This window comes from Castellaniella denitrificans (assembly GCF_027214045.1).
GTDB lineage: Bacteria > Pseudomonadota > Gammaproteobacteria > Burkholderiales > Burkholderiaceae_B > Castellaniella > Castellaniella denitrificans_A.
Genome location: NZ_JAPWHE010000011.1, coordinates 26996 through 40747 on the forward strand (window position 1 = coordinate 26996; position 13752 = coordinate 40747).

Annotated in this window: 12 protein-coding genes; 9 read left to right on the plus strand and 3 right to left on the minus strand. The window is 67.4% G+C overall.

Going from position 1 to position 13752, the window contains the following annotated elements; all coding sequences use genetic code 11:
* The first annotated feature begins 1 nt into the window (after window position 1).
* The 9 genes from dapD (at window position 2) to O4H32_RS12950 (ending at window position 9524) form a co-directional block, all read left to right on the plus strand.
* On the plus strand, window positions 2-826 hold the full coding sequence (dapD, locus tag O4H32_RS12910) for a 2,3,4,5-tetrahydropyridine-2,6-dicarboxylate N-succinyltransferase (RefSeq protein WP_269359800.1): 825 nt from the start codon (window positions 2-4) through the stop codon (window positions 824-826).
* 40 nt (window positions 827-866) lie between these two features.
* The gene (dapE, locus tag O4H32_RS12915; protein ID WP_269359802.1) at window positions 867-2000 is read left to right on the plus strand and encodes a succinyl-diaminopimelate desuccinylase; all 1134 of its coding nucleotides are present in this window, start codon (window positions 867-869) and stop codon (window positions 1998-2000) included.
* A gap of 53 nt (window positions 2001-2053) precedes the next feature.
* Entirely contained in the window at window positions 2054-2950 is an 897-nt protein-coding gene (gene prmB, locus O4H32_RS12920) for a 50S ribosomal protein L3 N(5)-glutamine methyltransferase (RefSeq protein ID WP_269359804.1), read from the plus strand.
* Window positions 2947-4869, plus strand: coding sequence for an ABC-F family ATP-binding cassette domain-containing protein (locus tag O4H32_RS12925; RefSeq protein WP_269359805.1), 1923 nt, complete (start codon window positions 2947-2949; stop codon window positions 4867-4869). The genes prmB and O4H32_RS12925 overlap by 4 nt, the downstream gene beginning before the upstream one ends.
* Window positions 4870-5005: 136 nt before the next feature.
* A complete protein-coding gene (locus O4H32_RS12930; protein WP_269359807.1) occupies window positions 5006-5548 on the plus strand; it encodes a carboxymuconolactone decarboxylase family protein in 543 nt (180 codons plus the stop codon).
* A 14-nt stretch (window positions 5549-5562) separates the two neighbouring features.
* Window positions 5563-6663: an acyl-CoA dehydrogenase family protein gene (locus O4H32_RS12935; RefSeq protein WP_269359809.1), complete on the plus strand. Its 1101-nt coding sequence runs from the start codon at window positions 5563-5565 to the stop codon at window positions 6661-6663.
* A gap of 3 nt (window positions 6664-6666) precedes the next feature.
* Window positions 6667-7506 (plus strand): ABC transporter ATP-binding protein, encoded by an 840-nt coding sequence (locus O4H32_RS12940; protein ID WP_269359811.1) that lies wholly within the window; start codon window positions 6667-6669, stop codon window positions 7504-7506.
* On the plus strand, window positions 7503-8723 hold the full coding sequence (locus tag O4H32_RS12945) for an ABC transporter substrate-binding protein (RefSeq protein WP_269359813.1): 1221 nt from the start codon (window positions 7503-7505) through the stop codon (window positions 8721-8723). The genes O4H32_RS12940 and O4H32_RS12945 overlap by 4 nt, the downstream gene beginning before the upstream one ends.
* A 27-nt stretch (window positions 8724-8750) precedes the next feature.
* Window positions 8751-9524 (plus strand): ABC transporter permease, encoded by a 774-nt coding sequence (locus tag O4H32_RS12950; protein WP_407932656.1) that lies wholly within the window; start codon window positions 8751-8753, stop codon window positions 9522-9524.
* A 20-nt stretch (window positions 9525-9544) separates the two neighbouring features.
* On the opposite strand, the gene O4H32_RS12955 is transcribed toward O4H32_RS12950, so the two are convergent.
* The 3 genes from O4H32_RS12955 to O4H32_RS12965 form a co-directional block, all read right to left on the minus strand.
* Window positions 9545-10102 (minus strand): sterol desaturase family protein, encoded by a 558-nt coding sequence (locus tag O4H32_RS12955; RefSeq protein ID WP_269359815.1) that lies wholly within the window; start codon window positions 10100-10102, stop codon window positions 9545-9547.
* 121 nt (window positions 10103-10223) lie between these two features.
* Window positions 10224-12524 (minus strand): UvrD-helicase domain-containing protein, encoded by a 2301-nt coding sequence (locus tag O4H32_RS12960; protein WP_269359817.1) that lies wholly within the window; start codon window positions 12522-12524, stop codon window positions 10224-10226.
* 8 nt (window positions 12525-12532) lie between these two features.
* Window positions 12533-13735, minus strand: a complete 1203-nt coding sequence (locus tag O4H32_RS12965; RefSeq protein WP_269359819.1) for a DesA family fatty acid desaturase — start codon at window positions 13733-13735, stop codon at window positions 12533-12535.
* Window positions 13736-13752 lie beyond the last annotated feature (17 nt).

Here is a 13752-nt window from a genome sequence, read left to right on the forward strand (position 1 = left end):
CATGCCGCATACCGCCCTCCAGAACCTCATCGAAACCGCCTGGGAAGACCGTGCGTCCCTGAACCCCGGCCAGGCCCCCGACGCCCTGCGCCAGGCCGTCGACCAAGTGATCGCCGGCCTAGATGATGGCACATTGCGCGTCGCGGAAAAGGTCGACGGCCAATGGCAGGTCCACCAGTGGATCAAGAAGGCCGTACTGCTGTCCTTCCGGCTGTCTGACAACCGCGTCATGGGCCAGGCGCCCCAACTGTACTACGACAAGGTTCCGCTGAAGTTCCAGGACTATTCCTCATCGGACTTCCAGCAGGCCGGCTTTCGCGTGGTCCCGACCGCCACGGTGAGGCGCGGCGCCTATATCGCCCCCGACGCAGTGCTGATGCCCTCCTACGTCAACATCGGCGCGCGCGTGGGCGAAGGCACGATGGTGGACACCTGGGCGACGGTGGGCTCGTGCGCGCAGATCGGCAGCCATGTCCACCTGTCTGGTGGCGTAGGCATCGGCGGGGTGCTGGAACCCCTGCAGGCCGGCCCCACCATCATCGAAGACAACTGCTTCATCGGCGCCCGCTCGGAAATCGTCGAGGGCGTCGTCGTCGAGGAAAATTCGGTACTGGCCATGGGGGTCTTCATTTCCCAGAGCACGCGCATCTACGATCGCGCCACCGGCGAGATCCACTACGGTCGCGTGCCGGCGGGTTCCGTGGTAGTGCCGGGCTCGCTGCCTGCAGCCGACGGTAGCCACAGCCTGGCCTGCGCGGTGATTGTCAAGCGGGTGGACGCGAAAACCCGCGCCAAGACCAGCATCAACGACCTGCTGCGGGCCTAGTGCCCGCAGCCGTCCCACACGACTCAAGGAGCCAAGAAGCATGGCAGACGCCGACGTCCGCGCCCTGGCCGCGACCCTGATCGCTCGTCCCTCCGTCACGCCGGACGATGCCGGCTGCCAGGACCTGATCGCCGACCGCCTGCGGCCATGGGGTTTCACCTGCGAATCGCTGCCCAGCGGTCCGGTCAGCAATCTCTGGGCGCGCCGCGGCACGGCAGGCCCCCTGCTGGTGTTCGCGGGCCACACGGACGTCGTCCCCACCGGGCCGGAAATCGAATGGCCCAGCCCCCCCTTCATGCCCACGGAAACCGACGGCATGCTGGTGGGCAGGGGCGCCGCCGACATGAAGACCTCGATCGCCGCCTTCGTGGTCGCGACCGAGGAGTTCATCGCCGCCCATCCGGACCATCCGGGTTCCATCGCTTTGCTGATCACCTCGGACGAGGAAGGCCCGGCGACCGACGGCACGGTCCATGTCTGCCGCGCCCTGGAAGCGCGTGGCGAAACACTCGATTACTGCGTGGTCGGGGAACCGACCTCAATGCAAGTCCTGGGCGACACGATCAAGAACGGCCGCCGGGGCTCGATGTCGGCCCGGATCACGGTGCGCGGCGTCCAGGGCCACGTGGCCTACCCGCACCTGGCCCGCAACCCGATCCACGAACTGGCGCCCGCCCTGGCCGAACTGACGACGGTCCGATGGGACGAAGGCAATGAGTACTTCCCTCCCACCACCTTCCAGGTCTCGAACCTGCACGCGGGCACCGGAGCAGGCAACGTCATCCCCGGCGTCGCCGTGATCGACTGCAATTTCCGTTTCTCGACCGCCAGCACCCCGGAAGGACTGCAAGCCCGGACGGCCGCCCTGCTGGACCGTCACGGTCTGGACTATGACATCGCCTGGACGATCAGCGGCCTGCCTTTCCTGACCCCTCAGGGCACCCTGTGCGAAGCCCTGCAAGCGGCGATCGCCGAAGAAACCGGCGTCCACGCGGAGCTGTCCACAACAGGCGGCACCTCGGATGGGCGCTTCATCGCCCGGATCTGCCCGCAAGTCGTCGAATTCGGTCCGCTGAACCGGACGATCCACCAGACGGGCGAGCGCATCCCCCTGGACAGTCTCGCGCCACTGAAGAACATCTACCGCCGCATGCTGGAAAAACTGCTGGCCTGACCCCATCCGGTCCGCGCCGGACGGCGCGGGCGACCCCGTTCCCCACGCACACCATGTCCTCTCCACATACCGAACTCCTGACCCTGCGCGATCTGCTGCGCTGGTCCATCAGCCGCTTTCACGCCGCCGGCCTGGTCTTCGGCCACGGCAGCGACAACGCCTGGGACGAGGCCGCCTATCTGCTGCTGCACGGTTTGCACCTGCCGCCCGACACGCTCGACCCCTTTCTGGACGCGCGCCTGCTGGAGCGCGAACGGCAGCGCTGCGTGGACCTGATCCACGAGCGCATCAACACGCGCAAGCCCGCCGCCTATCTGACGGGCGAGGCCTGGCTGCAGGGCGAGCGCTTCCTGGTGGACGAGCGCGTGATCGTCCCTCGATCGCCCATTGCAGAATTGCTGGCCGAAGGCCTGGCGCCCTGGATCGAAGACCCGGACGCGGTCGGACAGGCGCTGGACCTGTGCACCGGCTCGGGCTGCCTGGCGATCCTGGCGGCCCACGCCTTCGGCCACGCCACCGTGGACGCGGTGGATGTGTCCACCGACGCCCTGGCGGTTGCGCAATCGAACATCGAATTGCACGGCCTGCGGGACCGTGTCCAGGCGCTGCGCAGCGATCTGCTCTCCCAGGTGCCGGCGGACCGCCGCTACGACCTGATCGTCTGCAACCCGCCCTACGTCAACGAGCAATCTATGAAAGGGCTGCCGCCCGAATACCGGCACGAGCCCCGGCTGGCGCTGGCCGGCGGCGCCGACGGCATGGATCTGGTGCGCCGCATCCTGGCCGACGCGCCCCGCTTCATGGCCCCTGAAGGCCTGCTGGTACTGGAGATCGGCCACGAGCGGGCGCACTTCGAAGCCGCATTCCCCGAGCTGGAACCCGTCTGGCTGGACACGGCCGCCACCACCGACCAGATCCTATTGCTGCGCCGCGCGCAGCTGGCCTCGTGATCCGCGCCGCCGGCCTGACCCTGCGGCGCGGTGTCAAGGTCCTGCTGGAAAACGCCGAATTCGTCGTCCACCCGGGCGAACGCGTCGGCATCGTCGGCAAGAACGGCGCGGGAAAGTCCTCGCTTTTCGCCCTGCTGCAAGGCCTGATCGACCCGGATGCGGGCACGCTGGACATCCCCGCATCCTGGCGACTGGCCAGCGTCGAACAGATCCTGCACGATACTGATCGTCCGGCACGCGAATTCGTCATCGACGGCGATCACCATCTGCGCGATCTGCAGGCGCGCCGCGCCGCCCTGGACCCGGATCAGGGTCATGCGATCGCCGAACTGGAGGCCGCCCTGGTCGAGGCCGAGGCCTGGAGCGCACCTTCGCGCGCCGAACAGTTGCTGGCCGGCCTGGGTTTCGCCCCGGACGAATGGACCCGGCCGGTCGCCAGTTTTTCAGGCGGCTGGCAGATGCGCATTGCCCTGGCGCGCGCGCTGATGGCACCCTCCGACCTGCTGCTGCTCGACGAGCCCACCAATCACCTGGATCTGGACGCCATGTTGTGGCTGGAACGCTGGCTGGCCGGCTATCCGGGCACGGTGCTGCTGATTTCCCACGACACCGAATTTCTGGACGCGGTGGCGCGAGTCATCCTGCACTTCGAGCAGGACAAGCTGGTGCGCTACAAAGGCGGCTACGAATCCTTCCTGGAACAGCGCGCCGAGCGGCTGCGCCAGAACCGCCTGGCGATCCAGCGCCAGACGCGCGAGGCGGCCCACCTGCAATCCTTCATCGACCGCTTCAAGGCCAAGGCCACCAAGGCCAAGCAGGCGCAAAGCCGGGTCAAGGCCCTGGCGCGCATGCAGACCCTGGCGCCGCTGGCCGTGGAGTCGGGCATCGACATCCGTCTGCCCGAACCCGCGCAGACGCCCGACGTGTTGCTGACGCTGGAGGACGCCACCCTGGGCTATCCGGCGAGCGGCGCCGGCGCGGCGCGCGCCATCCTGGAAGACGTAGGCCTGATGGTGCGCGGCGGCAGCCGCATCGGCATCCTGGGCGTCAATGGCGCCGGCAAGAGCACCCTGGTCAAGACCCTGGCCCGCGAACTGCGGCCCCTGGCGGGCGGCTACCGGCCGGCCAAGGGCCTGGAGATCGGCTATTTCGCCCAGCAGCAACTGGACGTGCTCGATCCGGAACTGAGTCCTCTGCAGCACTTCGTGCGCATCGCGCCGGACACACGCGAACAGGAACTGCGCAACATGCTGGGCGGCTTCGGTTTCGGCGGCGACATGGTGAGCCAGCCGGTGGCGCCTTTTTCCGGCGGCGAGAAGGCGCGCCTGGCACTGGCCCTGATCGTCTGGCGCAAGCCCAACCTGCTGCTGCTCGACGAGCCCAGCAACCACCTGGATGTGGACACCCGCGAGGCCCTGGCGCGCGCGCTGGCGGAGTTCCCCGGCAGCGTGCTGCTGGTATCCCACGACCGGCACTTGCTGCGCACCACCGTGGACAGTTTCTGGATCGTCGCCGACGGCCGGGTCCAGCCCTTCGACGGCGACCTGGAAGACTACCGAGACTGGCTGCAGCAGCGCCAGGCGCAGCGCAACCAGGTCGCGCGCGCGGCAGCGCCGGCCCCGAACCAGGACCGCAAGGCGCAGCGCCGTGAACAGGCACAGGCCCGGCAGGAACTATCCACCCGCCGCAAGCCGCTGGAGGCCCGCTTGAAGCGGGTGGAAGACGCGATGTCCAGGGCGCAAGCCCGGCTGGCGGAACTGGACGCGCTGATGGCCGATCCGGATTTCTATACGGATGCCCACAAGGACACCCGTCCGGGCCTGATGGCCGAACACGGCGAACTGGGCAAGGCCCTCCAGCGCCAGGAAGAGGAATGGCTGGATCTGCAGACTGAGCTCGAGGCACTGGAAAAAACCTGAGCCTCCCCGGCAGCACGCTGATTTTCCTGCATATTCCAAGGCTGAATAATTTAATACTCTTATATTCGTTCGGCATGAGGATGACGATCCTTAGAATGGACTGGTCTTATAACCGTCCCTTCAAAAGATCCGCGCCATGAGCCGCCTCCCCATCCAATCCGTCGAATCCGCTCCAACCGAAGCCCAGGACCGCCTGCGCGCCGCAGCCCAGGCCAACGGCTTCCTGCCCAACCTGCTGGGCGTCCTGGCGAACGCGCCCACCGCCCTGGAAACCTACCAGGTCGTCGGCGCGATCAACGGCCGCAACAGCCTCACCCCCACCGAACGCGAAGTCGTGCAGATCACGGCCGCCACCTACAACGGTTGCGGCTTCTGCGTGGCCGGCCACACCAAACTCGCCTACAAGAAGCTGCAACTCCCCCAGGAACTGGTCGAGGCCCTGCGCGGCACCCAGGCCCTGTCCGATCCCAAGCTGAACGCACTGGCGCAATTCACCCTGCAAGTTCTGGAGCACCGCGGCCAAGTGTCCGACGAAGCACTGGCCGCACTGCGCGCGGCAGGCTACGACGACGCCCAGGCCCTGGACGTGGTGCTGGGCGTAAGCCTGGCGACACTGTGCAACTACGCCAACAATCTGGCCCGCACCCCCATCAACCCGGAACTGCAGGCCTACGCCTGATCCTGGAGGCCCGCATGTCCACCGACCTGTTGCCCGCCGTCCATGGCGACGGCATCGACGCCCTGATCCGGGAAAGCCTGGCGCCCCAGGCGGAAGCCATCGATCAGGGCCGGTATCCGGGCGACTTCATGCGAGCGCTGGGCCGCCTGGGCGGCTTCGGCGCCGCGCTGCCCGTCGAATCGGGCGGCCTGGGCCTGGACCTCGCGGCCCAGATCGAGATCATCGCCCGCGTCGGCCGCGTCTGCGGCTCCACGGCTTTCCTGGCCTGGTGCCAGTCGGCCTGCGCCTGGTATTTCCATCAGACGGACAACGCCGCCGCGCGCGAACGCTATCTGTCACCCATCGCCCGGGGTGAGATCCTGGCCGGCACCGGCATGTCCAACTGCGTCAAGCATCTCGCGGGCATCGAACGCATCAACCTGCGCGCGCGGCGCGACGGCGAAGGTTACCGCGTGAACGGCGCCTTGCCCTGGGTCTCGAACCTGGGGCCCGATCACCTGGTCATCGCCGCCGCGGCTGTCGAGGAAGGCGGCTACATCATGTTCGCCGTGCCGCCGGGCGCGACCGCGCTGACGTTGCGCCCCTGCCCCGCCTTCGCCGGCATGGAAGGCACCGGCACCTACGGCGTGCACCTGAAGAACGCGCTGATTCCTGCGACGGACGTGCTGGCCGAGCCCGCGGGCTTCGAGGACTACATCGGCCGGATCAAGCCCGGCTTCCTGCTGATGCAGATCGGCATGGGGCAGGGGCTGGTCCGGGCCAGCCTGGAAACCATCCATGCAACCAACCAGCGGCTGAGCCACGTCAACACGTTCCTGGACGACCAAGAGGACACGCTCGGCCAGGATGCCGGGGCCCTGCTGACGGAAACCGTGCGGCTCGCGCGCCTGGACCGGGACGCGCTGCTCCTGGACATCCTGCGCGCCCGCGCCCGGGCCTCGGAACTCAGCCTGCGGGCCACGCAATCGGCCGCCCTGCACGCGGGAGCCGCCGGCTACCTGATGAGCCACCCCGCCCAGCGCCGCCTGCGCGAAGCCTTGTTCGTCGCCATCGTGACACCGGCCCTGAAGCACCTGCGCAAGGAAATCCATGCGCTCGAACGAGAGGCGGCCTGACGCATGAGTCTCGCCACCGAGCTTGCCGCCCCGATCGCCGGGACCTCCGCCATCGAAACCGGTGTGCTCAGCGCCACGGACGTGGCACTGGACTATGCGCGGCCGGGGGATGGCCCCCACCGCATCCTGCAGGATTTTTCCCTGGAGCTGCAGGCAGGGGAAATCGTCGCGCTGCTGGGTCCCAGCGGCGTCGGCAAGTCCTCGCTGCTGCGGGTGCTGGCGGGTCTGCAGCAACCGCAAGCCGGTCAGGTCCGCCTGCGCGGCCGTCAACTGACCGGTCCCGCCCCTGACGTAGGCTTCGTCTTCCAGGACCCCTGCCTGCTACCCTGGCTGACCCTGGAGGAGAACGTCGCCTTCGGTCTGGATTTTCGCCATCAGCCCAGGCTGGACGAGGCACTGCGCCGCACGCGCGTTCAACAAGCCATCGCGGAAGTCGGCCTGACGCACGCCCGGACACGCTACCCCGACGAATTGTCGGGCGGCATGGCCCAGCGGGCCGCTCTGGCCCGCAGCCTGGCGCGCGCGCCCGAAATCCTGCTGCTGGACGAGCCCTTCAGCGCCCTGGATGAAGTGACCCGCGGCGAAATGCAGACCCTGCTGCTGGAAATCAGCGCGCGCCACTGCGCCGCCGCGATCCTGGTGACCCACGACATCGACGAGGCGCTGCTGCTCGCCGACCGCATTCTGCTGCTGGGCGGCCAGCCGGGCAGCCTGATTGGCCAGTGGCGGCCCGGCCGCCCCCACCCACGGGACGAGACCGATCCCCACCTCACCTCACTGCGCGTCCAGATCCTGCAAGCCCTGCGCGCCGCCCGCCCACCCAAATCCAATCCGGCATCATGACCCTGAAACTGATCGATCCCTGCTGCGGCGCCGCCGCCAGCGCCCTGGCCGGCCGCCGACAATTCCTGAAACTGTCTTCGCTGTTCACGATGGCCGGCGCCCTGCCGCTGCTGCAGGCGGGCCAGGCGGCTCGCGCTGCCGAACCGGATGCGCCGGTGCGCATCGGTTATCTGCCGATCACCGACGCCACGCCGCTGCTGGTGGCGCATCACAACGGCCTGTTCGAAAAGCGCGGACTGCGGGTGGAAAAGCCGAGGCGCTTCCGTAGCTGGTCGCAGATCGTCGAGGCTTTCCTGAGCGGTCAGGTGAATGTGGTCCATCTGCTCATGCCCATGACCGTCTGGTCACGCTACGGCAGCAAGTCCCCGGCCAAGGTGGTGGCCTGGAATCATATGGAAGGCTCCTGCCTGACCGTGCGGCCCGACATCGCCAGCCTCGCCGACCTGGGCGGTACCACGGTCGCCATCCCCTTCTGGTATTCGGTACACAACATCGTCCTGCAAGCCATGCTGCGCGAGGCCGGGCTGGAATTCATCAGTGACGGAGAACCGACCAAACAACAGGTCAAGCTGGTGGTCATGTCGCCCGGCGACATGCTCCCCGCTCTTGGCACGAAGCGGATTTCCGGCTACATCGTGGCCGAGCCGTTCAACGCCAAGGCCGAGGAACTGGGCGTGGGCAAAGTCTGGCGCTTCACCGGCGACGTCTGGCGCAACCACGCCTGCTGCGTGGTCACGATGCACGAGCGCGACTTGCAGGAGCGCCCCGAATGGTCCCAGAAGGTCGTCGACGCCATCGTCGAAGCACAGGCCTGGACCCGGGGCCACCGCGAGGAAACCGTGAAGATCCTTGAGCGTGGCAACCCCGCCGACTATACACCCCACGAGCATTCGACCTTGGCGCGAGTGCTGCTGCCCTCGCCCGAGCGCGACGCGGAATACGTCCGCAGCGGCGCGATCCGCCACGCCGACTGGAAGGAACAACGCATCGACTTTCAGCCCTACCCCTTTCCCAGCTACACGGAAAAACTGGTGGAAATGTTGAAATCCACTTATGTGCTGGGCGAGAACGCCTTCTTGAAGGATCTCGACCCCGCCGAAGTCGCCCGCGACCTGGTGGACGACCGCTATGTGCGCAAGGCCATCGAGGCCCAGGGCGGGCCGGCCGCCTTCGGCATCGAGGGCTACACGCGCACGGAAACCTTCTCGGTCGCCTAGGCTCGCGAGCGGACGGACCTGAAACCCATGAAAATGCAAACCACCCCGCTGCCCGCCCACAGACGCCTGGCCCTGAGCCTGGGCGGACTGCTGGTTCTGCTGCTGCTCTGGGCCGCCGGCATCGGCATGGCCGGCGAGGAAACGACCATGGCCGGCCTGTTCTCGCCGCTGAAGGCCCTGCCCAGCCTGGCCCACCTGGTCCTGGACAATCAATTGACGGTGCACACCCTGGTCAGCCTCCGGCGCGTGGCCGTGGGGCTGTTCTGGGCACTGGTGTTCGGCATCCCCCTGGGGCTGGCGATCGGCGCTTCGCAGAAACTGGAGCTGGCCACCAGCGGCGCCTTCCAGTTCCTGCGCATGGTCTCGCCCCTGTCCTGGATGCCGGTCGCCGTGATGCTGTTCGGCATCGGCGATGCGCCCATCTATTTCCTGCTCAGTTTCGCCGCCGTCTGGCCCATCATCCTGAACACCAGCGCGGGCGTGCGACAACTGGACCCGCGCTGGCTGATGCTGGCGCGCAGCCTGAGCGCCACGCGCCGGGAAATCCTCTGGAGGATCGTGATCCCCGGCTCCCTGGGCCACATGCTGACCGGTCTGCGCCTGGCCATCGGCATCGTCTGGATCATCCTGGTGCCCTGCGAAATGCTGGGCGTCAGTTCCGGCCTGGGCTATTTCATCCTGGATACCCGCGACCGCCTGGCCTATTCCGAGCTGATGGCCGTGATCGTGCTGATCGGTGCGCTGGGCTTCCTGCTGGACGCCACCGCACAGCGGCTGCACCGGCGCTGGGCGCGACGCTGATCGGCGTCAGGATAAGACGATCAAGGCTCGCCGCCGGAATCGTCGGTCCCGAAAACACGATCCCAGAACGATGTGGTGACGCCGTACCAGCCCGAAGCGCCCGGCCGATGATGCAGGGCATGACAGCGCTTGCGAACCCACATCCAGGAGCCAGGCCGGGCCCTCCAGTGATGCGCGGCGTGATGAACCACCACATACAGCAGGTAGCCGGCGGTCATGCCCAGGGTCGCCGCCAGGGCGATCCATGGGCCTGCGGCGGCGGACACCGGCCAAAGCACCAGCACCGCGAACGCCGTCATGCTGACCGGCGTTGAAGAGCCGATCAACGCAAAAGGACGCTCATGGTGTGTCTCGTGCCAGCTTTTGAAAGGCCACAGTCCGTGCAGGATGAATCGATGCAGGGCATACTCGACAAAGCTCCAGGTCAGGAACCCCAGCACTGCGGCCGCCAGCAACACCCGGGCCGAACCGCCCGCATGCACGGCCAGCACGGCCGCCCCACCCAAGATCACCAGCGGATAGAACACAAAATCCGCGAAATACATGACAGGATGCTGCTCGAACTTGAAAGGCCCCATGGCGAACCCGCGGTCGAATATCCGAGGCCAGTATAGCGCCCACCCTGGGGATTTCCCTGATTTTTGATGGTCATCCGCCGGAAAGGCCGTCAGCCCGGCGGTGGCGACCGGTCCCCGGACATCAATCCAGAACGTCCAGCTTCGCCACCCCCAGGGCCAGGGTCTTGGTGCCGGCGTCGCGGAATTCGATGCGCGCCTGGGCGTCGGCACCACTGCCGCTCAACGCCACCACGGTGCCTTCGCCGAACCGGCCATGGCGCACCCCCGTGCCGATGTGGAAGCATTGTTCGCCCACCGTCACTCCGGATGACTGCGCGCGGGGGGTGCGCGGTGCGAAAGTACTGCCCGCCTCGCCCTGCCAGCCCCCCAGGCCCCGCCGGAATGCGCCGCTCCAGGGCGCCTGGGCCGATTCCGGACGCTGGCGCGGCGTGATCCATTTCAGGTGTTCCTCCGGAATTTCGTCCAGGAAGCGCGAGCGCATGCCGTAGCGGGTCTGGCCGTGCAGCATGCGGCTTTGCGCCAGGGTCAGCGTCAGACGCTCGCGCGCCCGCGTGATGGCCACGTACATCAGGCGGCGCTCTTCTTCCAGGCCCCCGGGATCCAGCAGGCTGTTTTCGTGAGGGAACAGGCCTTCCTCGAGCCCGGTGATGAACACCGCATCGAATTCCAGGCCCTTGGCCGCGTGAACGGTCATGAGCTGCACGGCGTCTTCGCCGGCCTGCGCCTGGTTGTCGCCGGCTTCCAGCGAGGCGTGGCTGAGAAAGGCGCCCAGAGGCGACATGACGGCGGGCGACGGCTGCACGTCGGCATCGAAGGCCCGATCCGGATCGGACGCCGCATCGGTGGCGATGGTCGCGGCCTCGGGAATACGGCCGGCGGGCAGGCCCTGGAATCCTTCCTCGGCCACGAAGGCGGCGGCGGCGTTGACCAGTTCCTGGAGATTTTCCAGCCGATCCTGGCCCTCGCGATCAGCCCGGTAATGGGCTTCGAGGCCGCTGTGGTGCACCACATGGCCGATCAGTTCCGGCAGGTCCAGTGTCCGGGATTCCTCGGCCAGTTCGCGGATCAGCGTGGCGAAACGAGCCAGGCTGGAGCCGGCCTTGCCCGGCACGAACGCGACCGCGCCAGCCAGGCTGGTGCCCTGCAGCGCCGCCATGTCGGCCTGTTGTTCCAGGGTGCGCGCGCCAATCCCTCGCGTGGGAAAGTTCACCACCCGCATCCAGGAAGTATCGTCGTCCGGATTGTCGATCAGTCGCAGGTAGGCCAGGACATGCTTGACTTCCTGGCGTTCGAAGAATCGCTGTCCACCGTAGACCCGATACGGGACACGGGCGGAAAACAAGGCGTGCTCGATCGGGCGCGACTGGGCGTTGCTGCGGTACAGGATAGCGATTTCATGAGCAGGCCGGCCGTCGCGGATCAGGGCGCGGACCTCGTCCACCAGCCACTGGGCCTCCAGCGTGTCCGAGGCCTGCTCGACCACGCGCAGGGGCTCGCCCTCGCCCGCATCGGTCCACAGGTTCTTGCCCAGACGATTGTTGTTGTGAGTGATCAGGGCGTTGGCCGAGTCCAGGATGTGGCCGTGCGAACGGTAGTTCTGTTCCAGGCGGATGACGCGTCCCTGGGCGTGACGCTGTTCGAAGTCGGCCATATTGCCCACGTTCGCCCCGCGAAAAGCGTAGATGGACTGGTCATCGTCGCCCACCGCGAACACGGGCGTGCTCGCGCCCGCCAGCAGCATCAGCCAGCGATACTGCAGGACGTTGGTGTCCTGGAATTCGTCGACCAGAATCTGCTGGAAGCGGCGCTGGTAGTGTTCGCGGATCGGCGCCTCGCGCCGCAACAGTTCGTAGGCGCGCAGCAGCAGTTCGCCGAAATCGACCACGCCCTCGCGCTCGCACTGATCCTGGTAGCGCTGGTACAGGTCGGCCAGCCGCCGCGCATGGGCGTCGCGGGTGTCCAGATCATCCGGACGCAGGCCGTCTTCCTTGGCGCCATTGATCATGCGCTGCACATCGCGCGGCGGGAAGCGTTCGTCGTCGATGCCCGCCGTCTTCAGCATGCGCTTGATGGCCGAAAGCTGGTCGGCGCTGTCCAGGATCTGGAAAGCTTGGGGCAGACCCGCCTCGCGATGATGCGCGCGCAACAGCCGGTTGCACAGGCCGTGGAAGGTCCCGACCCACATGCCCCGGGTGTTGATGGGCAGCAGCGCCGACAGACGCGTCAGCATTTCCCGCGCGGCCTTGTTGGTGAACGTGACCGCCAGCAGGCCGTGCGGACCGACCTGGCCGGTCTGGATCAGCCAGGCCATGCGGGTGGTCAGGACGCGGGTCTTGCCGCTGCCCGCGCCGGCCAGCACCAGGGCGTGTTCGGCCGGCAGGGTGACGGCGGCCCGCTGCTGCGGATTCAGCCCTTCGAGCATTCCATCCATCATGCCGCGTAGCGACCCAGCCGGAGGGCGAACTGTTCCAGGCCGTCGATGCCGCTGGCCTGGGCGCGCTGGCACCAGGCGCGCAGGTCGGCCAGCAGTTGCTCACTGCTGGCGCTGGAGGATTCCCACAAGGCGGTCAATTCGCGGCGCATCTGCACCAGGGTTGCGAGCGCGGGCGCGAGCGACAGGGCGCGGTCCACCTGGGCCCGCTCCTGGGGCGCCAGCGCGGCGGCGTCACGCACCAGCCATTTTCGGCAGCGCCTGAGCAGCAGGCGCTCGCCACGCCGCTGGCGCAGTTGGAGCGCCTTGATCTCGTGGGCCACGGCCGCCTTGACGACCCCCGAATAGCGCGCCAGGACTTCGTAGCGGTGGGCGATGATTCCCTGGAGCTGATCCTGTCCCAGCGTATCGGCGGATTCCGGCGCCCGCAGCCGCAGCCGGGGCGCGACCCGGCGCACCCGGGCCAGGCCCAGGGCCTGCAGAATGCGGATGTAGGCCCAGCCCAGATCGAACTCGTACCAGCGCGAGGAGAATTTCGCCGAGGTCCCGTAGGCATGGTGGTTGTTGTGCAGTTCTTCCCCGCCGATCAGCAGGCCCCAAGGCACGACGTTGGTACTGGCGTCGGGGCAGGCGAAATTGCGATAGCCCCAGGCATGGCCCAGGCCGTTGATCACGCCGGCGGCCCAGAACGGAATCCAGGCCATCTGCACCGCCCAGACCGTGAGGCCCAGGACACCGAACAGGGTCACGTCCAGGATCAGCATCAGGCCCACGCCCAGCAGATTGTGGCGGCCGTACAGGTGGCGTTCGATCCAGTCGTCGGGTGTGCCGTGGCCGTAGCGCGCGAGGGTCTCGGCATTGCGGGCCTCGTCACGATAGAGTTCCGCCCCGCGGAAGAAGACCTGGGCCAGGCCGAACACGGCGGGCGAATGGGGATCGCCTTCGCGTTCGCACTTGGCGTGATGCTTGCGGTGGATGGCGACCCATTCACGGGTGATCATGCCGGTGGTCATCCACAACCAGAAGCGGAAGAAATGCGCCACGACGGGGTGCAGGTCCAGTCCCCGGTGCGCCTGACTTCGATGCAGGTACAGGGTCACCGCCGCGATGGTGACATGAGTCAGCGCCAGCGTCACGCCGACCAGGCCCCAGGGGCCCAGGTCCAGCATGCCGCCCTTAAGAAAGGAAAGCCAAGTGTTCATCGTCTCCGGGTCTAGCC

Excerpts from the sequence above, each read along its gene's own strand:
- dapD (WP_269359800.1), top strand. The coding sequence starts at position 2 with ATGCCGCATACCGCCCTCCAGAACCTCATCGAAACCGCCTGGGAAGAC.
- dapE (WP_269359802.1), top strand. The coding sequence starts at position 867 with ATGGCAGACGCCGACGTCCGCGCCCTGGCCGCGACCCTGATCGCTCGT.
- prmB (WP_269359804.1), top strand. The coding sequence starts at position 2,054 with ATGTCCTCTCCACATACCGAACTCCTGACCCTGCGCGATCTGCTGCGC.
- O4H32_RS12930 (WP_269359807.1), top strand. The coding sequence starts at position 5,006 with ATGAGCCGCCTCCCCATCCAATCCGTCGAATCCGCTCCAACCGAAGCC.
- O4H32_RS12935 (WP_269359809.1), top strand. The coding sequence starts at position 5,563 with ATGTCCACCGACCTGTTGCCCGCCGTCCATGGCGACGGCATCGACGCC.
- O4H32_RS12940 (WP_269359811.1), top strand. The coding sequence starts at position 6,667 with ATGAGTCTCGCCACCGAGCTTGCCGCCCCGATCGCCGGGACCTCCGCC.
- O4H32_RS12945 (WP_269359813.1), top strand. The coding sequence starts at position 7,503 with ATGACCCTGAAACTGATCGATCCCTGCTGCGGCGCCGCCGCCAGCGCC.
- O4H32_RS12950 (WP_407932656.1), top strand. The coding sequence starts at position 8,751 with ATGAAAATGCAAACCACCCCGCTGCCCGCCCACAGACGCCTGGCCCTG.
- O4H32_RS12955 (WP_269359815.1), bottom strand. The coding sequence starts at position 10,102 with ATGGGGCCTTTCAAGTTCGAGCAGCATCCTGTCATGTATTTCGCGGAT.
- O4H32_RS12960 (WP_269359817.1), bottom strand. The coding sequence starts at position 12,524 with ATGCTCGAAGGGCTGAATCCGCAGCAGCGGGCCGCCGTCACCCTGCCG.
- O4H32_RS12965 (WP_269359819.1), bottom strand. The coding sequence starts at position 13,735 with ATGAACACTTGGCTTTCCTTTCTTAAGGGCGGCATGCTGGACCTGGGC.